General features: G+C 42.4%; 25 protein-coding genes. 16 read left to right on the top strand and 9 right to left on the bottom strand.

What is annotated here, in order from left to right; all coding sequences use genetic code 11:
* Positions 1–158: 158 nt before the first annotated feature.
* Together ACEN8J_RS14585 and yhbH are read right to left on the bottom strand one after the other, a co-directional pair.
* Entirely contained in the window at positions 159–1,601 is a 1,443-nt protein-coding gene (locus ACEN8J_RS14585) for a SpoVR family protein (protein ID WP_069012807.1), read from the bottom strand.
* Positions 1,598–2,764 carry a sporulation protein YhbH gene (gene yhbH / locus ACEN8J_RS14580; RefSeq protein WP_029516533.1) on the bottom strand — a complete coding sequence of 389 codons (1,167 nt, stop codon included), beginning with the start codon at positions 2,762–2,764 and terminating at the stop codon, positions 1,598–1,600. The genes ACEN8J_RS14585 and yhbH overlap by 4 nt, the downstream gene beginning before the upstream one ends.
* A gap of 165 nt (positions 2,765–2,929) precedes the next feature.
* Here yhbH and ACEN8J_RS14575 point away from each other — a divergent pair, with 165 nt between their 5' ends.
* The 12 genes from ACEN8J_RS14575 (at position 2,930) to ACEN8J_RS14520 (ending at position 12,729) form a co-directional block, all read left to right on the top strand.
* Positions 2,930–3,643, top strand: a complete 714-nt coding sequence (locus tag ACEN8J_RS14575; RefSeq protein ID WP_340931772.1) for a response regulator transcription factor — start codon at positions 2,930–2,932, stop codon at positions 3,641–3,643.
* A gap of 2 nt (positions 3,644–3,645) precedes the next feature.
* Complete coding sequence (locus tag ACEN8J_RS14570; RefSeq protein ID WP_322251397.1) at positions 3,646–4,716, top strand: sensor histidine kinase; 1,071 nt, start codon at positions 3,646–3,648, stop codon at positions 4,714–4,716.
* 144 nt (positions 4,717–4,860) lie between these two features.
* Positions 4,861–5,784 (top strand): ABC transporter ATP-binding protein, encoded by a 924-nt coding sequence (locus tag ACEN8J_RS14565; RefSeq protein WP_190298922.1) that lies wholly within the window; start codon positions 4,861–4,863, stop codon positions 5,782–5,784.
* On the top strand, positions 5,781–6,488 hold the full coding sequence (locus ACEN8J_RS14560; protein WP_025723953.1) for an ABC transporter permease: 708 nt from the start codon (positions 5,781–5,783) through the stop codon (positions 6,486–6,488). Before ACEN8J_RS14565 ends, ACEN8J_RS14560 begins: the two co-directional genes overlap by 4 nt.
* 14 nt (positions 6,489–6,502) lie before the next feature.
* Positions 6,503–7,237 carry an ABC transporter permease gene (locus ACEN8J_RS14555; protein WP_029516537.1) on the top strand — a complete coding sequence of 245 codons (735 nt, stop codon included), beginning with the start codon at positions 6,503–6,505 and terminating at the stop codon, positions 7,235–7,237.
* 225 nt (positions 7,238–7,462) lie between these two features.
* A complete protein-coding gene (locus ACEN8J_RS14550; protein WP_029516538.1) occupies positions 7,463–8,155 on the top strand; it encodes an ABC transporter ATP-binding protein in 693 nt (230 codons plus the stop codon).
* A 17-nt stretch (positions 8,156–8,172) separates the two neighbouring features.
* Positions 8,173–9,303, top strand: a complete 1,131-nt coding sequence (locus ACEN8J_RS14545) for a radical SAM protein (RefSeq protein ID WP_495593624.1) — start codon at positions 8,173–8,175, stop codon at positions 9,301–9,303.
* 239 nt (positions 9,304–9,542) lie between these two features.
* Positions 9,543–10,322, top strand: coding sequence for a hypothetical protein (locus ACEN8J_RS14540; protein WP_029516540.1), 780 nt, complete (start codon positions 9,543–9,545; stop codon positions 10,320–10,322).
* Between the two features lie 49 nt (positions 10,323–10,371).
* Positions 10,372–10,521 carry a hypothetical protein gene (locus tag ACEN8J_RS14535; protein WP_161626989.1) on the top strand — a complete coding sequence of 50 codons (150 nt, stop codon included), beginning with the start codon at positions 10,372–10,374 and terminating at the stop codon, positions 10,519–10,521.
* Between the two features lie 33 nt (positions 10,522–10,554).
* Positions 10,555–10,983 carry a response regulator transcription factor gene (locus ACEN8J_RS14530; protein WP_049816938.1) on the top strand — a complete coding sequence of 143 codons (429 nt, stop codon included), beginning with the start codon at positions 10,555–10,557 and terminating at the stop codon, positions 10,981–10,983.
* Between the two features lie 24 nt (positions 10,984–11,007).
* The gene (locus ACEN8J_RS14525; protein WP_495593622.1) at positions 11,008–12,015 is read left to right on the top strand and encodes an ABC transporter transmembrane domain-containing protein; all 1,008 of its coding nucleotides are present in this window, start codon (positions 11,008–11,010) and stop codon (positions 12,013–12,015) included.
* Between the two features lie 21 nt (positions 12,016–12,036).
* Positions 12,037–12,729 (top strand): ATP-binding cassette domain-containing protein, encoded by a 693-nt coding sequence (locus ACEN8J_RS14520; protein ID WP_495594549.1) that lies wholly within the window; start codon positions 12,037–12,039, stop codon positions 12,727–12,729.
* Between the two features lie 42 nt (positions 12,730–12,771).
* On the opposite strand, the gene ACEN8J_RS14515 is transcribed toward ACEN8J_RS14520, so the two are convergent.
* The 3 genes from ACEN8J_RS14515 to ACEN8J_RS14505 all read right to left on the bottom strand — a co-directional run bounded on the left by ACEN8J_RS14515 (position 12,772) and on the right by ACEN8J_RS14505 (position 15,385).
* The gene (locus tag ACEN8J_RS14515) at positions 12,772–13,101 is read right to left on the bottom strand and encodes an AzlD domain-containing protein (protein ID WP_029516541.1); all 330 of its coding nucleotides are present in this window, start codon (positions 13,099–13,101) and stop codon (positions 12,772–12,774) included.
* Positions 13,098–13,823 carry an AzlC family ABC transporter permease gene (locus ACEN8J_RS14510; protein WP_069012798.1) on the bottom strand — a complete coding sequence of 242 codons (726 nt, stop codon included), beginning with the start codon at positions 13,821–13,823 and terminating at the stop codon, positions 13,098–13,100. The genes ACEN8J_RS14515 and ACEN8J_RS14510 overlap by 4 nt, the downstream gene beginning before the upstream one ends.
* A 323-nt stretch (positions 13,824–14,146) precedes the next feature.
* A complete protein-coding gene (locus ACEN8J_RS14505; RefSeq protein ID WP_029516543.1) occupies positions 14,147–15,385 on the bottom strand; it encodes an MFS transporter in 1,239 nt (412 codons plus the stop codon).
* Between the two features lie 332 nt (positions 15,386–15,717).
* On the opposite strand from ACEN8J_RS14505, the gene ACEN8J_RS14500 reads away from it, so the two are divergent.
* Entirely contained in the window at positions 15,718–16,266 is a 549-nt protein-coding gene (locus ACEN8J_RS14500; RefSeq protein WP_029516544.1) for a helix-turn-helix domain-containing protein, read from the top strand.
* Positions 16,267–16,365: 99 nt separating this feature from the next.
* Positions 16,366–16,881, top strand: a complete 516-nt coding sequence (locus ACEN8J_RS14495; protein WP_013309488.1) for an acyl-CoA thioesterase — start codon at positions 16,366–16,368, stop codon at positions 16,879–16,881.
* A 109-nt stretch (positions 16,882–16,990) separates the two neighbouring features.
* Here ACEN8J_RS14495 and ACEN8J_RS14490 read toward each other — a convergent pair whose 3' ends face one another.
* Positions 16,991–18,457 carry an RICIN domain-containing protein gene (locus ACEN8J_RS14490; protein ID WP_495593621.1) on the bottom strand — a complete coding sequence of 489 codons (1,467 nt, stop codon included), beginning with the start codon at positions 18,455–18,457 and terminating at the stop codon, positions 16,991–16,993.
* Between the two features lie 227 nt (positions 18,458–18,684).
* Between ACEN8J_RS14490 and ACEN8J_RS14485 the strand changes: the two genes are divergently transcribed.
* Positions 18,685–19,383, top strand: a complete 699-nt coding sequence (locus tag ACEN8J_RS14485; RefSeq protein ID WP_029516546.1) for a 4'-phosphopantetheinyl transferase family protein — start codon at positions 18,685–18,687, stop codon at positions 19,381–19,383.
* 45 nt (positions 19,384–19,428) lie between these two features.
* The gene (locus tag ACEN8J_RS14480) at positions 19,429–21,018 is read left to right on the top strand and encodes an amidohydrolase (protein WP_495593620.1); all 1,590 of its coding nucleotides are present in this window, start codon (positions 19,429–19,431) and stop codon (positions 21,016–21,018) included.
* Positions 21,019–21,087: 69 nt separating this feature from the next.
* Here the strand turns inward: ACEN8J_RS14480 and ACEN8J_RS14475 are convergent, their stop codons facing one another.
* The 3 genes from ACEN8J_RS14475 to ACEN8J_RS14465 all read right to left on the bottom strand — a co-directional run bounded on the left by ACEN8J_RS14475 (position 21,088) and on the right by ACEN8J_RS14465 (position 24,228).
* Positions 21,088–22,713, bottom strand: a complete 1,626-nt coding sequence (locus ACEN8J_RS14475) for an S-layer homology domain-containing protein (RefSeq protein WP_495593618.1) — start codon at positions 22,711–22,713, stop codon at positions 21,088–21,090.
* A gap of 157 nt (positions 22,714–22,870) precedes the next feature.
* A complete protein-coding gene (locus ACEN8J_RS14470) occupies positions 22,871–23,722 on the bottom strand; it encodes a DegV family protein (RefSeq protein WP_495593617.1) in 852 nt (283 codons plus the stop codon).
* A 32-nt stretch (positions 23,723–23,754) separates the two neighbouring features.
* A complete protein-coding gene (locus ACEN8J_RS14465; protein WP_069012792.1) occupies positions 23,755–24,228 on the bottom strand; it encodes a hypothetical protein in 474 nt (157 codons plus the stop codon).
* Positions 24,229–24,269 lie beyond the last annotated feature (41 nt).

Genomic DNA, 24,269 nt, shown 5'->3' with positions numbered 1-24,269 from the left:
CTTTTTAAATGCAGACTGGCTATTGATTTTATATGAGAATCAATTTCATAACTCATTAAAGTTTGATGGTTGTAACTAGAAATAGACAAATTAAAACATTTTGATCTATATCTAGTTTTAATTGAAGCAGCTAGAGGTATTATGAAATTGATGCATGACTATACAAATTTACGATGATGCTTCTTACCGTCATATGAGAATAAGGCGAGCTTACCCTCAATCATCGTTTCCAAATGAACGGTGCGCCCCCACAGCTGATATACATACGGAAGCGTGCGCTCCATATATTTTAAATCTAGCTCAATGCCTTCGTACTGGTGCTTGAGCTTCAACTCGCCCGTATGCAGGTAATCTCCATCCTCGACGACGATATAAGGGGAGCCTCCATTCACACGTGAAAACACGAGCTGATCCCGTATGTTTTCCCAGGATTTATCGGTAATTTTCCAATCAGGTCCTCGTTTCTCAAACACGTACAGATCCAAATCCTCTGTCAGCTTCTTGGTCATGTAATTGCGTATAAAAGAGGTGTCTGAGTCAAACTCTCGCACCTCGAACATTTTAGCTCGACCCTCGCCCGGTTTGCGCCCTTGTCGCTCTTGCTCCTCACGGGTTGGGTTATCCCAACGTTTTTCAATATCCTCAAATATTTTCAGTCCCAAATAGTACGGGTTCAGGCTTTGCTTGGAAGGCTGTACGACAGAAGCGTTCAGCATCGCAAATTCAACGGTTTCCTCCCCGGTCAAATCCAGTTCCCTGACAATCCGCTGGTGCCAATAGGAGGCCCAGCCTTCATTCATGATTTTGGTCTCCATTTGGGGCCAGAAATATAGCATTTCGTCCCGCAGCATCGTCATAATATCTCGCTGCCAGTCCTCCAGTACCTCGGAGAATTCCTGAATAAACCAGACGATATCTTTTTCAGGTTCCGGTGGGAACTGGCGTACCTTAATACCCTCGGTCTCGGCCGAATCATGCTGCTTTACTGTGTCCAGTGACCACAGATCATCGTAAGGTCCGATGGGACGCTGGTGTTTTTTGGGTTCTTTTTGCTCCTTGATTTTGAGTTCCATATAGCGCTGTTTATCCAGATGCCTTGGTTTGATAAGCTGTGGGTCTACATGCTCCTGTATCGCCAGTACAGAGTCAATGAAGGATTCAACAGTCTTTGAACCATATTCCATTTCATAGCTGTTGATTCGATCTGCTGTGGCCGACATACTCTCCACCATATTGCGATTAGAAGCTGAAAAGCGGGCGTTGTGTTTGAAAAAATCACAGTGTGCCAGTACATGAGCGACAATTAGTTTATTTTGCACCAAAGAATTTCCTTCCAGCAGGAAGGCATAGCAGGGATTGGAGTTAATGACCAGCTCATAAATTTTGCTCAATCCAAAATCGTACTGCATTTTCATCTTGTGAAACGTTTTTCCAAAACTCCAGTGGCTGAAGCGCGTGGGCATACCATAGGCTCCGAACGTATAAACAATATCCGCCGGACAAATCTCATATCGCATCGGGTAGTAGTCGAGCCCGAATCCATCTGCAATCTCCATAATTTCTGATATCGCATATTCTAGCTCCTTCTGGTCGGTGCTCATCCCACCGTTCCCCCTTCCCGTTTGCGAAAAAAGGTGCGTAAGGCTTGGTATACCTCACCTTTCTCCTTGATGACATAGTACATAAACTGATCCTTTTTAATATTCTTGTAGGCTGACATCAACGTGCTGCTGCGATTATATTGATTCACTTCGCCATAGCCGAACATATTGCTCCGCTTTATAAGTTCCTCGATTAGCTTCACGCACCGCTCATTGTCCGAGGTCAGGTTATCGCCATCCGAGAAATGGAAGGGATAAATATTGTAGCTGGAAGGAGGATATCGTTTATCGATAATCTCTAGGGCTTTCAAATAAGCGGAAGAGCAGATCGTGCCGCCACTTTCTCCGCGGGTAAAAAATTCTTCTTCCGTAACCTCTTTAGCCTCGGTATGATGCGCGAGAAAGACAATTTCCACCTTTTCATACTGACGGCGCAAAAAGCGGGTCATCCAGAAAAAGAAGCTGCGAGCACAATATTTTTCAAAAGCGCCCATTGAGCCTGAGGTGTCCATCATGGCTATAATGACCGCGTTGGATTGGGGAATGGTCTTCTCTTCCCATGTCTTGTAACGAAGATCGTCCGGACTAATATGATGAATGCCGGGCTTCCCTTCACGGGCGTTGCGGCGTAGATTTTCGAGAATGGTTCGTTTCTTGTCAATGTTCGCTTGCATGCCTTTTTTACGTATATCATTGAACACGATAGATTCAACCTCAATTTGATCCTTGTCTTTTTGCTGTAAATTCGGCAATTCCATTTCCTCGAACAGCATATCTTCCAGCTCTTCTATGCTGACTTCCGTTTCCATAATATCGTGTCCCGGCTGGTCGCCGGCTTTCTCACCTTTACCAGGCTTCTGGGAGGCAGAATCACGCCCGATGACATCTCCCACCTGACTATCTCCATCCCCTTGGCCTACATGCTTTTGCTTTTGATAGTTATAAATGAAGCGATATTCATCCAGGCTGCGAATCGGCACTTTAATAATCTGTTGACCGTCCGACATAATAATATTTTCTTCCGTTATCAGATCGGGTAGATTTTGCTTAATGACATCTTTGACCTTCTGCTGATGACGTTGCTGGTCCTGGTACCCTTTGCGATGCAGCGACCAATCTTCGCGGGATACGACGAATGAATATGGCTGGCGTGGTTCTGGCATTATTAGGCACCCCCCCAAGTGGATACACGGCACAGTTTGGCCTTGTTGGTTATTAAGTATATTCACGGGGATGAACGATATGTGATGGAACTCGATTTAAATTCTGCCCGTTTGCTTTTATAATGAAAGTAAAAAATGTAAAAAAAGAATGGAGAACCTTGGGTTATGGAAGAAATTGCAGTACTTATAGTAGACGATGAGCAGGGATTGCGGGATATGCTGACAACGGTGTTAAAAAAAGAAGGGTTCCTTCAAGTTAAGCATGCTGCAACGGGGCGGGAAGCGCTGCAAGTCGTGATGGAATCTCATATAGATGTGATTGTACTTGATGTCATGCTGCCTGATAGCGATGGGTTTGAGATATGTCGTCAAATGCGTCTATATACGGATGCCCCTATTCTTTTTTTGACAGCAAGAGATACAGATCTAGACAAATTAATGGGGTTCGGTATCGGAGGAGACGACTATATTACCAAACCGTTTAACCCGCTGGAAGTCGTTGCCCGTATGAAGGCACGAATGAAATATCGGAAAGTTTCGACAGTGGCCATGAAACCGACCTTACGCACTTTAGATTTTGGATATTTTCGACTGGAACTGGAATCCGGTGTGTTGTATGTGGAGGACAAGCAGGTCGAGTGTCCGGCACGTGAATGGCTGCTGCTGGTATTTTTGTGCAAGCACCCTAACCGTATTTTCAGTGTACGGCAGCTTTACGAGGCGATATGGAGCGAGGCCTTCTTGGGTGATGAGAAGACCGTAGTGATTCATATCTCCCGTTTGCGGAAAAAAATAGAACCTGATCCCAAGCACCCGCAATCTTTAATCAATGTAAGGGGGCTTGGTTATAAAATGATGTCAGTCAAGATGGAGGAATGAGGATGAACTCTCTGGTTAAGATGTCCTTCCGTTTTATGAAAGTAACGTTATGTTTTGTACTGGCCTATGTCCTATGTTTTGTTATTTGCACGATCTTATATATTTTTATAAAAAGTATATTTGGAGCATCTCAAAATATAAATATTAATCTATTCTGGACAGGACTTGGTATCGTGCAGAGTGTTGTGTTCATAGCTGCCTACGGATGGTATATAGGCAAACCTTTGGTGTATGTAATTAAATGGATTGGAAATATTGCGACGGGGGAATTCCAAGCACCGCTAAGTGAACTGGAACTACCGGAGCGCAAAAAAAATCAGAAAAATAGCTATAAACCTCCGTATCAATTGTATAAAGAAGTTTTTGAACAAATGAACATCTTATCGTCTCAATTGCGCAGCAATGAGGAAGAGAGAGTGGAATTAGAGAAACGAAAACAGCAGTGGGTAGCAGGTGTCAGCCATGATCTCAAAACACCATTATCTTATATTGAAGGATATGCGGCCATGCTGACTGCTCAAGAGTATGATTGGTCCGATGAAGAAAGAAGAAGCTTTAGTATGAGTATCAGTGAGAAAGTGACTGAAATGAAGCAGTTGATTCAGGATTTGAATGCTTCTATGCAGCTTAAGGAAAGTCCACTGCCCGTCCAATTGGAGAAGGAGGACATTGTGGAGTTTCTCCGTAGTGCAGTCATAGATATCGCTAACCATCCTTCGGCTGAGCAATACGAATTTTCTTTTACGTCCATGGAGGCGACTTGTATTATGTCCTTCGATAGCAAGCTATTAGGCAGAGCGCTGCAGAATTTTTTGATTAACGCCATCATTCATAATCCTCCAGGTACACACGTTTCCATGGAAGTGAACAAAGAGAACGATAAGCTTCATATTTCTATCGAAGATGATGGAATAGGAATGAATCCTAATGAGTGTAAGCAGGTATCTCACTCCGAAGGGCATGGAATACCTATTGCCAAAAGCTTTATTGAAGCGCACAACGGAACGCTTCATATCCTTTCAGGCAGTAAAGCGGGTACAAGGATGGAGATTTCACTGCCGCTAAACAACTAACTTTGTAACATCGAATCTCACATTTTGCAGTGTGCTCGATTTTTTTGCCTGTTGTTTAGGGACTGTTTACTTGATGTTAACTTTACTTCAGTAAACTGTATGTAACTTAAACTTCAGCATTAGAAGTCGAGAGGAGATCAGGAAGTGTCTGAATATGTAATACATACACAGCAGCTAACTAGGCGTTTTGGAAAGCGGGAATTTGTAAAACGAATAAATCTCCAGGTACCTGGACAACAAATTTATGGGTTTTTGGGACCTAATGGGGCGGGTAAAACAACCACGATTCGTATGCTACTTGGGCTGATTAAATCCACCTCCGGAGAAATTGAGATTTTTGGGAAAAAGCTGAAGGATCAGCGTATGGAAATATTAAAAGATGTTGGTTCCTTGGTTGAATCACCTGCCTATTATGCCCATTTATCCGCATATCGAAATTTGGAAATCGTTACAACCATGCGTGGACTGCCGACCCGAAGAATTCATGAAGTGCTGGATTTAGTGAGATTAACCAAGGATGCGTATCGTCCGGTAAAAGGATATTCCTTGGGGATGCGACAAAGACTGGGGATTGCTATGGCGCTTATTGCCAACCCCAAATTATTGATACTTGATGAACCGACGAATGGTTTGGACCCATCTGGTATTCAGGAAATTCGGGAGTTAATTATGAGCCTCCCTGGTGCTTACGGAATGACGGTACTGGTTTCGAGCCATTTATTAAGCGAAATTGAGCAGATTGCAACCTATGTAGGAATTATTAATCAGGGTGAAATGATCTTCCAGGGAACGATGAAGGAACTCACCGCCAAAAGCAAGCCTCAATTATTCATTGAAACCCCAGATCCTGTTCTGGCTGCCGGTGCACTGATTCAGCATGGATGGACAGCTGGAGCTGAATCAATTGAACAAAATGAGGTCGTGACTCCTATTGTAGATCGGCAACAATCTTCGGAGATGATCAAGGTGCTTGTGGAACACAATCATCCCATTTATCGGGTCACAGAGAAGAAAAAAACATTGGAGGAGATATTCCTGGAGCTGACAGGTAAGGAGCGAAGCTTATGATACTCCGGGTTATAAAGTCAGAGGGGCTTAAGCTGAAGAAAATATGCTGGTGGATTCCTCTTATACAGGGGTGTGTACTTACAGGTATGACTGCCGTGGAATGGTATCTTTACTTTCGGCAAGGACCAGGAGGTGTCTATGCTGGTTTTGCCGTTATGTTTATGTTCCTTTCGTTTGTGATGCTGCTTGGCGGTACACTTTTGGCGAGCATTATGGCCGGTACAGAGCATGATACTCAAACATGGAAGCAGCTTATGGTCATGCCTGTTCCCAGAAGCTATATCTATTTATCCAAAATTGTATGGATCGTGATTCTGCAGTTGGGTACCGCCTTGATCACTGTAGCAGGTATGAGCCTCATCTGGGTGTTATATACAAACGAACCCATTCCTTGGCGGATCATGCTGTTACAGCCGATTAATGCAAGTTTGGCTACCCTACCAGTACTTGCAATTCAACTTTGGCTGTCTACACTTTTCACTAATCAGGCATTCCCATTAGCGTTTGGTATATTCGGCTCTATTGCAAGCTTGTTTTTGGCACGCACAAGTATTCTGTGGATTAAAATATTGCCTTGGTCGTACCCTGCCCTATCAAGTCCTCTAATGAAGGAACACATGATTTGGGTAATCGTTGCTTTAAGTGCGGGAGTCATCTTTACGGGACTTGGTACATTACAGTTTACCAAGCATGAATTCAAATAGAGAGGAGAAGATACATGGGCTCTATTTTACGCGTAGAGACGATAAAGCTTCAATGGATCATGGTATGGATTCTCATTATATTGGATGCGGTCATAAATTCTTTAATGGGAGTCCTGGAGCTGAACGATTTGAAACAGTTTTTTTCGCCCAGCTGGTTAACTTTATATACGTATTCAGCGCAATTTCACTCTATGTTTTTTTATCCACTCTATTGTGGAATTATCGCTTCTCTTTTGTGTGCGTATGAGCATCGGGATGGGGGATGGAAGATTTTATTAAGCAGCCCGTATCCTCGTCAGCAAATTTATTATGCAAAATATATATTGCTCATTCTCATACTGGGTCTTGATCAGCTTATATTTATATTGGGCTATTTTGTAAGTGGAAATATAGCAGGTGCTCCAGGAGAAATCCCTTGGTCTGTCGTTCTTTCTACCGGCTTGGGAGGGTGGATCGGGATTTTTCCCCTGGCAGCACTACAGCTTATGCTCTCGATAAAAATTCGGAATTTTGGAGCTTCTTTGGGAATGTCTATTTGTTGTGTGGTTCCTAATATTGTCATAACGGGCTTTCACTCTTCCATAGGTGCGTGGTTTCCTTTTACGATTCCTTATTATATTATGATGCCGCAAACAGCGACTTATGCACCCAGAGTTGAGCCTTACAGCCTCGGCTTGATTGTCATTTTTACGTTTTTAGCCTATCTGTATGGTGGAAGAAAGATGTTTGTGAATAGGGACTGGTTGTAGTTAGGATAGCATGAGGATGTAATCCATAAGCGATCCTTTCAGTCGACAAGTTAATTGAAATAAACAATGATTACAAAAATAACGACAAAATCTTGCGGAAAAATTGCGTTGTTTACTTTCAAATCAGATAGTAATATATAGAAGAAAGAGCACTTCTTTTGGAAAAAATGTGAAAATAAAAAAGTTTTAAATAATATTATAGGATACTTATAAGGGGTTGGTATATTGGATTATATATTGAATTGTAATAATGTTACAAAGAAGTATGGTAGTAAAAAAGCTCTTGACTCATTAACTCTTTCAATAAAGCCTGGAACTATCTTAGGACTTCTTGGTCCCAATGGAGCAGGGAAAACGACATTAATGAAACTCATCGTATCTCTGCTGAGGGATTATAGAGGTGAGATTCGTATTAAAGGTTTGAAACCTAGTGTTGAAACGAAGAAGATCGTTTCTTATTTGCCTGACAGAGAATTTCTTTACCAGTGGATGACCATCGAGCAAGCTATTGCTTTTTTTGAACATTCTTTTGTCGATTTTAACCGAGGTTTAGCATACAAAATGGTGAAATCATTGGGTTTGGATATAAACGACAAAATTAAATCTTTATCTAAAGGAATGCAGGAAAGATTAAGTATTTCCTTGGCTTTTGCAAGGAAAGCAACGCTGTATATTTTGGATGAACCTTTGGCGGCTGTGGATCCTTCTACACGGGATAAGATTATACAAATTATACTTGATAACTTTGATCCTACTAGTGCGGTTATTATAAGTACTCATTTAATTAATGATGTTGAAAAATTGTTTACTGATGTAGCATTTGTGAATGACGGAAAGGTACTGCTACAAGGAAATGTAAAAGATATAAGAGACGAATATGAACAGTCTATAGAGGAAATATTCAAGTCTATGATCTAAGATGAGGAGGATTAATTTTGCGAGTTTCATCTTACAACGAATATTTGCTATTAAATGATTCGGATGAGGAAAGTTATTTAATTTATAACAGCTTATCGAATGGATTCGGTGAAATACATAAGGATTTGTACAATGCCTTTATTCAAAAAGATATGGACTATCTTGAACATTGTGCAGAGAAAGAACAATTACTGCAAGGTCAGTTCCTATATGTTCAGCCCATAAAAGAACTAGACCAGATGGAGGAACAGTTTAAAATATTTAGACACCAAGATCAGACCTTGAACTTAACTATTTTGCCTACATTTAGCTGTAATTTTAGATGTTCTTATTGTTTTGAAAATTTGACGTCTAAATCAGGGAAGAGAGCTTTTTCTCAAAAAATACAGAATGAAATTCTGACTTATATAGAAAAGTCAATTGAAGAATTACATTTTAAACGCATCATTGTGAATTGGACAGGTGGCGAACCATTACTTGAATTTAAAAATATAACCAGTCTTATGGAGCGTATAAACTTTATCGCTAATGAAAATAAAATATCTATTGATCATTTTATGGTAAGTAATGGATACTTACTTACACCTGACCGGGCTAAGAAATTGAAAGAATTAGGTGTTAAAAGAATCCAAATTACAATAGATGGATCAAAAAAAAGCCACGATCAAAGAAGAATATTAGCTAATAAAGAAGGCACTTTTGATAAGATAATAGAAAATATTAATAAATCATGTGAATTTATCCATATTACGATTAGAACAAATGTGGATTTGGATAATATTCATTTTATGAATGAGTATATGGAATATATGGGGAGGCAACTTTTCAAAGAGAAAGTAAGCATTTATTTTTCAGCAACTACTGAATATAGTGCAGGGGGGTGCGTCAGTAACAGCAGTTGTTATGCGAATAAAGATTTTTCAAAGGTAATAATAAAGTTATACGAAAGCGCATTAGAAAAAGGGTTGAATATATCTTACTATCCTCAGTATGAACCGGTTGCTTGCGCAGCAATCGCAGCTAACTCTATGGTCATTCAGCCAGATGGAGGTATTCAGAAGTGTTGGAATACTGTTGGAAATAAGAACTATTTAATTGGACATATTAGCGAAAATTTTAGTATTGAACAACTTAATTCAAATGCTTAGTTTTAACTTTCGTCATCAATAAATCTGGAAAATTTAACTATAGCTATTAATATATTTGAAAGGAGGTGAGTTGAATGCGGTGGATTGTAAAACCTCAAAAAGTAATGAACTCTGTAACTCCTGCATTTTGTCTTGTAGATAACAAAAATTCTTGTGTCTTGTATGTTTAAACAAAATCTTCTGTATTACCGCCTGTTTTTTACTAAACAGGCGGCTATTTCATTGAAAAGGGGCTTAATATGTTATTTTCTCATATATTTAAAGTAGAAATCAAAAGACATTTTATGGTGTTTGCTATTCTTACGATCTTAAGCGGTATATTTAGTCTTCATTTTTTAATTAATAATCATCAACAATTAGCATTCTCTTATCTACTAATCAATATGGTTATAGGGATATTGATACCCATTTACATATTTATGGACTTTTACAATGAGTTTTTTATAGGAAAAATGACACTTAATCATATGCTACCACTCAAAACATCAAGTCTATTTTTTATTAAATCAATAGTATTTTTAATTGGAATTATGGTTGTATGGGGGGCAACTCTCATAGAGATTTTTCTTAATCCGCAAGGGTTATACTTAACGCGCATTGTGCAGTCAACTAGTCCTTCCGAAGGTATTTTATATTTATTTTGCTCAAAGTTTTTTGGAATGTTAAGTGGGCTTTCATTGATGGGGTTTGCAATCTCTTTAGCAAAATGGGTGAGTAAAAAGGTAGCGACAGGTCACCTATTGATTGCCTTTATTTTTATTGCAGTAATCGGCTTTCAATTTGCTTTAATAATAAAAGGGTCTTGGCATTGGAGCATTGGAACATCATCACTAGAATCTTTTAAACAGTACGCCAATATGCTTACAATAAGTACCTTTTCCAATCGACCAACCTTTCCCGACATTAAAGAAACAATTCATTGGGATTCAGTAGTAATGAATGTAATTGTTACAATAATTTCAGGAAGTTTTGCAGCTTTACTATTTAATTCAAAAAGGTACGAAATTTATGGTAAATAAATTGGTTTACATTCAGTGAGCCTTTATTTTAGCTCTAGGAGGCAAGGGGGTGATCGATATAAATACCATTGTAATCATAGAAAATCAATTGACTTGGCAAAATAAACTCAAAGTATGGATTGAGCCGGAAAAGGACATGTATGCATTTTTTTTTAGATCGTATACTGATTTTATTGAAAAAGGTATATTTGAGGATTAGCAACTATTAGTTTGTGATATAGAATTAATCAGTTTGGATGAGCTGGAGCCCATATACAGAAGAGATCGGCCAATAATAATAAGCATTTCAAACCATAAGTCTCCCAAAATAAAGCAGTTATTGAAACTTGGCATCTCCGGCATTGTGTATAAGACAGCTACATCGGCACAATTGATGCGGACCATTCGTAATGCTTTAGATGGATTGGCTACGTTACCAATGGAATTATTTCAAAGCTTACATACCATTCCAGAATATGATGATATATTAATCAGCCCTAAGGAACGCTCAATTCTAGAAGGGTTAGCACTAGGAAAAAGCAACAAAGAGCTAGCAGCCCTTTTATATGTTAGCCAGAGGACAGTCGAATATCATTTGACACATATATTTAGTAAATTCAATGTTCATACAAGAACTGAGGCCGTAATGGCAGCTAAGTCTAAAGGAATAATTCATATGTGAATACCTTTTTCTGAAGGCAGGAAAATGACTTTATTTCTATTTAAATATAAATATAGGTTTTTTGTAGTCATTTTTATGATCAGTCTCGCTAGTTTGCTCGATATTTATCTAGCCTTTATATTCAAAAGTTTAATAGACACCGCCACATCGCAGGGGGAAAAGCAGTTTATTGAAATTTCCTTAATTGCAATAGGCTTCATTATAATTAACTCTCTCGTAAAAATGTTTTCCAATTTATCGCAATCTTCTTATCTCTGTAAGACGGTGTTGCTTTTAAAAGAGATTGTTTTCCAACATATTCTATATAAAGACCATTCTCAGTTTACTTCAAACCATAGTGCAAAGTACATTTCGATCATGAATAATGATATTAAAATGATTGAGGATGATTACTTAAAAAATATATTTTCTTTGACCAGTACAGGAGTTTCGTTTTTGGCGGCTCTTTTTGCTATGTTTGTTTTGAGTCCTAATATTGTTGTTATATTACTTTTACTTACACTAATATCTATTTTAATTCCACGTATTTTTGAAAAAAAAATCCGAGCTAGAAAACGAAATATTGCAGATGCTTTAGAAAAATTTACGATAAAAATAAATGATGTTTTTTCTGGATTTGCTGTTATTAAAAGCTATGGAGTAGAGCAACATGTGGAGCAGCAATTTCGTTTGAATAATACTGTCGTTGAAAATAATAAGTATTTATTTTTTAAATTAAATGCTTATGTAAGCTCATTGAGCGATGTATTTGGAGGAGTAATGTTTATCTCTGTATTTCTTGTTGGCAGTTTTTTATCCATTCGAGGAGCTATCACACTAGGTACTATGATCGCTTGTGTACAGTTGACTAATAAAGTTGTCAATCCAGTATATATGAGTATTCAATACATAACTCAAATTAGGGCATTGCGTGATATTTCGGCTAAAATATTAGAAATTTTACACGAAGATCAGGATGGTAACCAATATATAAAAAAAACATCAATAGAACACTCAGTTCGTTTTACAAATGTGAGCTTTGGTTATGCCTGAAATCACCTAAATTTACATAATATTAACATGGTTTTGAATAAAGGGGGAAAATATGCCCTTGTAGGGCCTAGCGGGTCTGGAAAGTCTACTTTGCTTAAGCTCCTAATGAAACAATATGATGATTATGATGGAATTATTTATGTAGATGATTTGGATTTAAAGTTCATATCTGCTGAGGATTGGTGTCGGTTAGAATCGGTTGTGCAGCAAGACGTTTTTTTATTCGATGGCAGTATTAAAGAAAATATTACAATGTATCAATCGTTCCAAGATGAGATTCTTTCCAATGTGATAAGTGCCTCTGGGCTTAATAAACTTATCGATAAATTGCCTTATGGTTTGGACACACAGATTGGTGAAAAAGGAGGGAGGCTATCAGGGGGAGAAAAACAAAGAATTGCGATTGCCAGAACCTTAATTAGGCAAACACCGTTATTACTCCTTGATGAAGCAACTTCATCTTTGGATAGTGAAACGGCGAATGCCATTGAAGAGGTGATATTAGGTCTCGAAACTATTACATGTTTGGTAGTAACGCATCGTTTGTCTAAAGCTGCATTGCAGAAATATGATAAGATATTTGTTATGTCAGATGGAAGAGTAGTAGAAGAAGGTTCCTTTGATTATTTAATAGAGAATAAAGGTCATTTTTATCATTTATATAAATTTGTAAATGATTCTTCAATAAATCAGACACAACCTATATATACTTGATTTCACGATTTAACTATAGTTAGTTCTACACCCTTTTTTGATCTACCCCATCCATAAAAGTCGAACTACAGCCATACTCACAATACCGACAACGACGGTAGCCAGCAGGTTTTTGCTCCACAAGGCGGTCACTAGCGTTGGAAAGACAGCCATAAGCACTTGCCCATTAAAAGTGACGGAGGTCTCGGTTCGGACGAGTAGATTTTCCATCACGAGTGCAGTGAAAATACAAATAGGAATATAGGAAAGCCATTGTAGCACTGGCTTGGGTAGCGCCAGCCTTTGCAGCACGACAAAGGGAATGATCCTTGGGATCGCCGTGACAATCATGGCACCGATAATGATATACAGGACATGGGGATTAATGTTCATTTGTCGGTTAACACTCCAATCGTTGCGGTGATCATGGTCGCTACAATGACAGCAATATGTGACGGCACCCACCAGGACAAAAGGTACATCAGAACAGCCATACATAGCACAAGCAGCAGACGATGCTTGAGTTTGGAGGTATGGACACTTTGGAGCTGGGAAATGAGTAGGGCAAGAAACATCGCAGGCAAGGCAAAATCCAGACCAAAAACCTCCGGTCGGGAAATCCAGTTTCCGAGAATCCCTCCTGCCACACAGGATGCAATCCAGGCGAGATAAGCTGTAATATTAAGCCCGTTCATCCAACGGTCACTGACCTGTCCGCCTTTAGCCAATTTATCAGACGCTACCCCAAAGGATTCGTCCGTCAAAAGAACGCCGATACCTATGTTTTTCCATAGTGAATATTTAGAAAAGTAAGGAGCCAGCGACGCACTTAACAGCAGGTGGCGGGCATTTACAATGAATGTCGTTAAAATAATGACGGATGGAGGACTGGCTACAGCCAGCATTGAGCACATAATAAACTGGGAGGCTCCTGCATATACAAGCGCCGACATCAGGGCAATTTCCATGGTGCTAACCCCTGACGAAGCGCCCACAATCCCTGCCGCGAACCCAATGCATACATAACCAAGCAATGTAGGAATGCAATCTTTAACCCCTTGTAAAAAGCTGAGTGAATCGTGCTTCGTTCCGCTCAACTCCGAAGCTATGGACATTTTAACCTTACCCCCAGTGTATAAATTTTATAATAGTATATAACGGAAGTTATGAAGTATCAATATATTATACAATTGTATGTTATATTGAATAGTCCTTAAAAAGCTGTTTGATTTACTATGACAACCCAAAGAAGACTATGTATTTACCAAAAAGCTTCGCTCGTGTTCCGGTTGCAGACGATTTGGCAGCAGCCAGCATCCAAAAGCGGTGTTCAAATCGGATGTGTTCATACAAGGACTGTTTTGACTGAATGGGGAGTTCGTAAAAAAAGGGCGTCCCAGTCAGTTCATGACTTATGGGACAACCCTAAGATGGTAACTTATATAAGCTCCTGCCGTTTTTTCAGATATCTGTAGAGAATAATTCCCGAGACCGCGCAGATGGCTGCGCATAGACCGATAACTCCATATCCCGCCTGAAGCCCGCGCAGCATGCCAAGCTCAGTAGTTGCGCCGTAGACTATCTTGACCCCTTCGATTACCCAGCCGATCACATAGTTGCCAATGACACTACCTATACCCATCAGCGTGACGACGAACGTAATAGCTGTATCACTGTCCTTCGGATATCTCCGTGCTATGAACGCCATCACGGTCGGATAGATCATTGCAATGCCTGCACCCGATACGGCAAAGAGAAACGCCAGTCTCTCCCCACCCGCGATTGCTGCGAACGTACATATCGCTGAGAAGGCGGAGAATAGAATCGTCGAAAGCACAAACCCCATCCGGTCAGTGAGCGGACCAAGCAACAGGCGCCCCAACGAGAAGGTAAGAAAGAACGCTGAGAGCATGCTGGACGCCTTCACCGTACTCCATGAATACGCTTTCTCTAAGAAGTTGACTAGCCAGCCCCCAACTGCGAGCTCAGAGACTACCCCAAACGACAGGATCATTACCATCATCCAGAGTGCCGGATCGCGAGTTAGGGTCTTGAGTGAGGTCCGTTCCTCATGCTGCAGATCGTCTCCCGGGAAGGTGCTGAGCAGCGCGGCCACAATCGGCAGCAGGCAGAGAGACAACATAGCCAGATACATCCCCCGCCAGTCCAGCGTATGTCCAAATACCGTCAGTGACATGACTCCCGTCGCCAGCAAAGGGGCGACTGTTGAACTGAGCCCATAGAAAAAGTGGGACAAATTCATCATCGTGCCGGTATTTTTCACAAAAATCCTCGCCCCCAAAATGGCGAGCGCAATCTCCAGCATGCCGTTCCCGATATACATCAAGAAGTAGGACGAGGCGAAGAAAGGATACGTGTGCGACAGATAGATGAACACTCCCGAGATGATCATGGAAGCAAAGGAAATGATGCTGACCGCCTTGATTCCCCACTTACGGACAAGAACGGCGGTGAACGAGCAGGCAATCAAATAACCAAGTGCGTTTAGAGACAACAATGTTCCGAGCTGCTGTTCATCCAGATTGAAGTCGAATTGAATGCGTGGAATAGCAGGGCCTTTAATATTTTCCGAGATGCCAAATACAATAAAGCCAATAAAAATTGTCGCCAGCTGCATCGTGTACATGTAACGGGACTTGCGGGTTTGCGGATTCAAATTTAGTCCCTCCTAGATAGTCAACGTTGGTTTTCTCACCTGTTGGGTGTTCAGGGACGGAAAAGTCATAGGATAGCCCTCCTTCAGGATATTACAATAGTTTTCAAAAACGTTTTAATAAGTGAAGTTTAAGGACATTTATATTCAATGTCAAATGTTTTTATTCGCATGTTGAAGTTAACGAGAAACCTGACCATATTACAGTAAATTATAGCATGCCTACTTCCCGTTTAAGCCTTGTATATACCTTGATCGGCTTCTATATATAGCGAACACACAGTCTTTTGTGTATTCTTTTTATATAGACTTTTGGATACAAGGAGGCATCGTCCGTGGATTCAATGCAGTATATTATTGGCTCTAATTTGGCTCAAATCAGGAAGACTAGAGGATTAAGTTTGGATAAGGTGGCTGAACTGACAGGGGTCAGCAAAGGGATGCTGGCTCAGATTGAGAAGGGGAAATCCAATCCTACGGTAACAACCCTTTGGAAAATTGCGAACGGTTTGCACGTATCCTTCTCCACCTTTCTTAAAGAAGACCCGCCGCAAATCACGAAGATTCGAAGGGAAGACCTGCATCCGGTTATTGATGAGGACGGTAACTATTTTGTTTACCCTGTATTCCCGTATCACGCTGAAAAGAAGTTTGAGGTGTTCACGGTAAGTCTGAAGCCAGGCTTTACACACCAGGCAGAGAAGCATCTGGGAGAGGAAACGATTCTCATGATCCGTGGGGAAATGTACTTTGAGATGCAGGGGCAACAGCTCAAGCTGAGTGCAGGGGATGCCGTGCAATTTCAAGTATCTGACATACATACCTACCGTAATGATTCGGATGAGGATGCCGATTTTTATGTATTGATTTATTATGCGGATTAGTGGGATGATTAGCATAGTCTAAAACAGGCTTCCACATCAGGATTTTGCAAAATCCTGAGATATAAAAGAGAGCAACGAGGAAAAGAGAGGAAAGAACCCATGGAAAGCAAGTACATCCGAGAAACCTACTGCTTTAAGACATCCCGAGTATTTCCCAACGATATCAACAATCATAACACGCTCTTCGGCGGCCGATTGATGTCGTATATCGACGATATCGCATCTATTGCAGCTGCTAAGCTGTGTCGTACGAACACAGTTACAGCCTCTACGGATTCGGTGGATTTTTTGCTACCTATCCATCCGAGTGATTCTGTCACGCTAGAAGCGTTCGTAACCTGGACAGGCCGTAGCTCGATGGAGGTGTTCGTAAAGGTAATTCGTGAAGGACTAATGACTGGCGACCGAAAAATCGCAGCCACCGCCTTCCTGACCTTTGTGGCATTGGACGAGAACAACCGTAAAGTGACCGTGCCGCAGGTGATTCCAGAAACAGAAGAGCAGTTACAATTGCACCAGACGGCTCCATCACGCGCAGCCATACGGCGTCAGCGGAGGGAAGAAAGCAAGCAGCTGGCTAGTTTTCTGACAACAGATTATCCGTGGGAACTGTAACGTACTAAAGATTATCAATTTCATCGTTTTACGTAAAAAGGAGCCGTTATTTCTGTTAGCAGTCACCATGATCTGCTCGGAATACGGCTCCTTTTGAAAATAACTTGGGCTATTCTACTTTAACTACACGGAAATGCTGATTTGTCCCACCATTATCGCCCCATTGAATGGCTTTGGCTCCATCGGCGGTGGCGCCTTCAGAAATATCGATCAGCTTGCCAGTTGCCCGATTTTTCAGCTTGTAATAACCACCGGTTACGGATACTAATTGCCAGTGCTGACTGGACCAGCCTCCGTCGCTCCATTGCTCAATAACTGTACCATCCGTTGTAGTACCGCTTTCAACACCAATTAGCTTTCCGCTGTTGCGGTTCACAATTTTATAATATCCGCTGCCTGCATCCTTGAGTTGCCATTGCTGGTTTGCTGCACCAGAATCTGCACGCTGCTCCAGGTCTGCGCCGTCCGTCGTTGCATTGCCAATAATGCTTAGTGGCTTATTACTCTTGCGATTCACTAGCTGATAATAGGCATCCGGATCAATGGCAATTGGGGTCGTTATCCCCTCGACCACACCACTGGCGGTGTCAATATTAATGCTGTCGAACCAATCCATGGCTAATGAAGTCGCTGTTGGAAAACGTAGTGGCAACCATACATATTGAGAATCCTGCACAGGACCGCTCCATGCACCCGCCCAACGGTCGCCCAAATACAGGTATGAAGTTGTCTGGGCACCTTCAACAGGAATCACGTAAGCCGACTGTGAGCCATATGTCGTACCGTCCCCGAAGTTTATCGTATTACTCCAGGTTCCTTCAATGCTGGATGCGGTAGCATACTTGGCCTGATTGGGATTCCAGCCGGTTGCCCCGGATGTAATCAGGAAGTAGACGTCTCCTTTTTTGAATATCGCCGGAGCTTCACGGTATTGTCCAGGCCAAAGTGTAGTCACCAGCGATTCAACTTGCAGAAAATCCGGTGTCAGACGATAAATGTTCAGATCCGCGTTTACCCGGGTAGCCGAAATGAGGTAAGCTGTACCGTTATCGTTGTATACGGTCATATCGCGCGAATCGTAATCCAGAGGACGGAAGCTGCCCTGATACGTGTAATCCCCGTCCACCGTATCGGAGGAGGCGACAGCCACTCGGGCCTCGTTGTAATTAACCCCATTCTCCTTGTGCATCCATAATACGTATTTGCGTGTTTTTTCATTATAAATCACTTTCGGACGTTCAATATTCGAAACATTCAGCTCTACGGCGGAGCTGCTGGTCAGTACGTTTTTACGAAACTCCCAGTTTTTTAAATCAGAGGAACGGTAGGCGGATACCGCCTTGAACGTGCCGTTAGGATTACGATTTTCACCAAACCAATAATAGTAACCGTCTACTTTAATCATACCACCCCCATGGGCATGGACCACGTTTCCATCTGTATCTTTAAACTGAATGCCATTCACGACATTCGCTGAAGCGGCTGAAGCGATCTTAGGTGAAAACATCTGAAAAATGCTCAACGTCAGCAAAATAGAGAGCATAATACACAGCAAGCGGGCAAAATCATATTTCATTGTTTCGTCCTCCTCTGTATGCTTTATTTTAAAGCGCTTTCATTAATGGACTCTATAAAGTAGTTTTAATAGAGCTACTTATCCCAATTGTATCCATATTGAATTGAAAGTGCTAGAGTAGTATATTGACCATGTACACGGCACACGCCATCCATATCTAACAGACTTCCATCGAACGGTGAGTGTTACAAACTGGCTGATATTCATTAGGTATATAGGAGGCGACCATGAAAATATACGCGATTGATACGAGCAAGCCGGAAGCTGAGGAGCATTACGAATTACTGGTACCTCGGGTTTCACTAGAAAAGCAGCACAAGTTAGATCGTTTTTTACATCGGGAAGATGCTTTGAGGGGCTTATATGCCGATGTACTGCTAAGATGGTTGGCCTGTCGGCAATTGAAGGTATCGAATGCCAGTCTTCAATTTACATACAATGCATTCGGTAAGCCTTCCTTAATAAATGCACCTGCATTCCATTTTAATGTTTCTCACTCGGGAAAATGGGTGGTATGCGCTATTGATGATCACCCGCTTGGAATCGACATTGAGCAGCTCCGTCCTATTGATTTTGAGGTAGGTAGGGTGTGCTTTTCGGACACAGAGTATGATGCGTTAATGCGTCAGGATGCAGACAGCCGCTTATCCTATTTTTACGATCTATGGACGCTTAAGGAAAGCTTTGTGAAGGCCGAGGGGCAGGGACTAACCCTACCGTTGAAGTCTTTTTCATTTGAGCTAAAGGCACAACCATTCATAGGCTTCACGACAGAGGGCTTTACCACCGAGTATTATCATTTTAAGCAGTATGAGCTGGATCAGGATTATAAAATGGCTGTCTGTGCAGCTCATGACCAATTTGCCGAGCAGGTGCAGCAGATAGATATAAATACACTACGCTTGGAAGTGGCAACACAGGCGTAATATGAAGTGGGTATGCGTATAGTTGAAAAAAGGAGATGAGTGGCGTTGACATTCGTTTTGTTCAAGCACGGCCGGTTGTATGGGGAGTGGGCTTCCAAAGGAGACTCCATCGTTGTACAGCAGGGTCGGATACAGGCCGTCGGATATGCTCGGGAGCTTGAATTGCAGTTGTCCGGTAAGGAATATGAAGCCGTGGATTGGGAAGATGCCTATGTACTGCCAGGCTTAACTGATTCACATATGCATTTGTCTATGCATGGTATGAAGTTATCTATGCTCGATTTAACATCAGCTACCTCCAAGGGCGAGATGCTGGCTATGCTACGCAAACGGGTCGCTGTAACACCGCCGGGAGAGTGGATTTTAGGACTTAACTGGAACGAAAATGCTTTTATTCCTGTTGAAATTCCGGATATATCCGAGCTGGATGCCATTACAGATCAGCATCCGGTATATCTCACTCGTACGTGCTTTCATACGTTTTTGGCCAATTCAGAGGCATTTCGACGTGCGGGTATTAACGAGGACACCCCTGACCCGGCTTCGGGGGCCTATGGACGAGACGCAGATGGACGGTTGAACGGATTGGTTTATGAGGAAGCCTCCTTTGCCTTTACTAGCGTGCAGCCAGAACCGGATTATTCGGTTAAGAAGGATACGATTCGGCGGGCTTCTATGGATGCGTTAAGGCTTGGTTTGACTGCTGCACACACGGAAGATTTACGTTTTTTGGGCAGCGTGGAGACGATGCAGCGAATTTACAGGGAGCTGAGGGAAGAAGGTCTTCCTTTTCGCACACACCAGCTCATCTATCATCCATTTTTGGAAGAAGCGAAAATGCAAGGGCTGCGTGCAGGTACTGGAAATGAGTGGATTAAAATTGGTGCGATAAAAATGTTTGCCGATGGGGCTATTGGCGGAAGAACGGCATTATTGTCTGAACCCTATAGTGATGCTCCACGTACCTGCGGAATGGCGATTCAACCGCAGCCAGAGCTGAATCAGATGGTGGCAGCTGCCAGGGCCGCAGGCTTTCCAGTGGCTGTACATGCAATAGGGGATGGGGCAGCGCACATGATTTTGACAGCGATGGAGGCCCATGCGCTCACGGAGGAAAGCGGTTTGCCAGATCGCCTGATCCATGGACAGGTGCTTAGGGGGGATTTGGTCAAGAGAATGGCGAAGCTGCCGCTGATTGCGGACATCCAGCCCCGTTTTGTCGCAAGTGACTTCCCTTGGGTACTGGATCGGGTGGGGAAAGAGCGGACTGAATATTTATACGCCTGGAAAAAGCTGCTGGAAGCAGGTATTCCATGTGCTGGAGGTAGTGACGCGCCGATTGAGCCGTTAAACCCTTTTCTTGGTATTCACGCTGCAGTGACTCGTGCCAAACCGGAAGAAATGCATGAGGGCTATCTTCCCGCTGAAAAGCTGGATGTACATGAAGCCATTCGTTTGTTTACCACGGGAAGCGCAGTAGCAGCTGGTGAGGCTGATGAAAGAGGGACGATAGCTGAAGGGAAAGCCGCTGACTTTACAGTCATTGACCGTGATGTATCGGAAAGCCCGCAAGCTTTACTTGATGTTAAGGTACGGATGACCGTTGTAAACGGGAAAGTTGCATATCGGTCATAGGCCGATGCTAAGTATGTATGCCAAAAGCCTTCAACTTCACTTTTCATGTGAGGTTGAAGGCTTTGTATTTTATAAACCACGCTCTATAAATCGGTCAGCGTTTTTTACACTGGACCACAGATCAGAGCTGGCTCCGCCCGCATACCAGTAGGCGAAGCCAGCAAACCCAGCATCCTGTCCCAAGCGATACTTACGAGTGAAGGATCGTCCTTCCTCGAGCCACAACTTATGAAGCTGTGTGTCTTTGTAAGACACGGTATACTGCTGAATATCCTCATTCCAGATTGCTTGGGAGACGGAACGGGATATGAGCTGGTTTTGCTGATCTAGTGAAATATCAGAGGAAGCGATTGACTGTCCGCTAGCGTTAAGCGTCCAGTTCCGTGTAAATAATGGCAACGCCAAGATCGCTTTCTCTGGATAGGTGGTTTGTACAAAACGCCGCACGCTTTCACGGAGCCATGGCAGTGAGGACACAGAGCCGGGGATCGAGCTGCCTCCCCAGTGCTCGTCATATCCCATCAAGATCAGATAGTCTGCCGCAGCGCCAAGCTGTTTATAATCAAAGGCGGCAGTCCAGTCCGTTCCGTAATCAGGAGATACACAAATCGCCAGTACCGTATTCTGACTCTTCAACTTAGCTTTTAATTGTTGGACGAACAATGTTAAATGGGCACGATCCTGACCATCTACATTTTCAAAATCAATGACAAGTCCGTTCAAACCGTATACAGATACAGCATTAGCAAGCTGACTTATGGTTGTATTTCGTAGAACCTCACTGGACAAAATTTGGTGCGTCAGTGCCAGGTTGGAACGGTTGCCTACCATCGCCCAGATATTTTTATGATGCTGTTTGGCCCAGGTGAGCAGCGATGAATTGGTATAATCGCTGATAATACCTGTTTCATTCAGAAAAAACCAACGTGGTGACAGGGTGTTGATGTTGGATTGGAGCACCGTATTTTCAAACTGCTGAACGGTTTGATCATATTGCCAGCCAATTCGGATGGAAGAAGCGGTGGAAGCAGTTTGGTTAGCATGTTTTGTTGAATACGTTAGCAGTCGCTCCAGTAAGACCGCTGTTTCTTCACGAGTCAGAGAGGATGCAGGACGAAAATAGTTACTTTCACCTTTCATAAAGCCGTAACGATTTACGGTGGTTACCGCATTCAGAGCCCAATCTGCAATTTCTCCAGTATCTGTGAAGGAGGAAGTAGCATCTCCTGATCCGCTCGAAGAGCGGATGAGACGTGCGATCATCAAAGCCGCTTCTTGACGGGTTATAGGACTATTAGGTTGGAATGTGGCAGACGTTCCCCCCTGAACGATATTGAGCTGCGAAGCCGCTTCAATCCATCCATAGTACCACGTCTTTTTGGCAACATCTCGGTAGGAGGGAACGGGTGCTTGTACAGGCTCCAGACCGAGTGTACGGTCCAGTGCGGTAACCCATTCGGCTCTGGTAACAGCCTTTTTAGGAGAGAAGTAACCAGGTCGTGTACCGTTCAAAATTCCTTTAGCGTGCAGGGAAATAATAGACTGATAGGCATAGCTGTGTGCAGTATCCTGGAACGTAGCGCCGGATGCTGCTGCTGGAGCAGCTAAGTATGAAGAGAATGTTGTGAATATTGTGATGGCTGCCGTTGCTGATAGGGTAAGCTTGGCTAACCAACGTGATCGTTTGGAACTCATACCAAATAACCTTCTTTTTTATGATAGATTGTAGATTCATAGTTCGTTACTCGACGAATAATACTATCAAAAAGAGGAAAGTTATTCATTGCTAAATTGCTGGAAAAATACCAAAAAACCCGCTACCTATGCGGCAACGGGTCTGATATTGGATGAACTATGCCTTTTTGGCATACATAATACCGATAGTCTGTGGACCACAATGACTGGAAATGACACAGCCTGCTGTAGTTAGCAATACCTCTTGTGCGTTCGTTTCTTCTTTCAAGCGAGCTTGCAGCATCAGCGCATCTTCCTCGGCCAAAGCGTGCACGACAATAATGATATCGTTATCCATCTGATCTCGTTGATTCAGAGCGTTTTGCAGCATCTGATCCAGTGCTTTTTCACGTTTGCCGCGGACTTTGTAGGCTGGCGTCATTTTTCCGTCAATTACTTTGATCACCGGACGAATTTTGAGAAGACTGCCGATCAGATTTTGCATGCCTGAGCATCTTCCGCCTTTATACAGGTATTCAAGTGTATCAATGACAAATTCCGTATCTATTAGCGGCCTGGTTTTCGTCAACATGTCTACAATCTGCTCTATCGTATTGCCGTTGGTTGCCGCACGAGCAGCTTTCATCACAAGCAGGCCAAAGCCACACGATAAATTCAAGGAATCAAAAACCGTAATGCGGCCTTCCGGAAATTCAGAGGCAGCGAGTAGCGCATTCTGGTACGTTGATGATAGCTCGGAAGACAGACTGATATATAAAATGTCGTCCCCTTGTTCTATGTAGGGTGTAAAGGCTTGAATAAAATCCGACGGAGAAGGTGCGGCGGTACGTGGTAAATGTCCCTCGCGACTTACACGTTGAAATAATTGTTCCGGGTGAATGTTCACCCCGTCCTGCAATGCTTCATCACCAAATACCGTATACAAAGGTACAATGCTAATCTCGTACTGTTGCCGCCAGTGAGTAGGAATATCACTGGTACTGTCGGCAAAAATTTTAATTTTGTTCATACATTGAATCCTCTCTGTGTGATGCAGAAAAATTATAAAGATTGCACGGAGGAAGGATAGATATCCGCTGTGCTATTCGGAACGGAAAGACCGATGGCAAGAAGTGCAATAAAGCCTACAATAATAAGTGCATTAATGATTAAGCCTGTAATAGCAAAGGTTTTCTTACGATTTTTTAACGCAATTCCAATGATACCAACGACAAGTCCGCTACAATTCAGCAACAGGCTGCCTAAAAAAATAAAAGGAAGCAATACCGTTCCGGTTTGCTGCAGAGCGATTTCCGGGTTCATCGTCTGGTATTGGCCGAAATGAGCCAGTAGATTAATAACCATAATAGCCAGAATAATATATCCGATCAGACTGACAAGCGACATAATAAAAGAAGCAATTCCGGGACCAGAATGTTTGAGCTTGACCGGAGGCTGGAACACAGGAGATTCTGAAAAAACAGGGTGCTCCTCAGACGCAGCAGGCTTTTGCAAATTAGGATCTTGGTTACTCATTTTTTCCACTCCTTGAACATAGTCCGAACAGGTACTAATTT

It is taken from the genome of Paenibacillus sp. Paensp38 (assembly GCF_059491915.1).
Note: the sequence above shows the minus strand (reverse complement) of the source record. Positions and strands in the feature narration are given on the sequence as shown.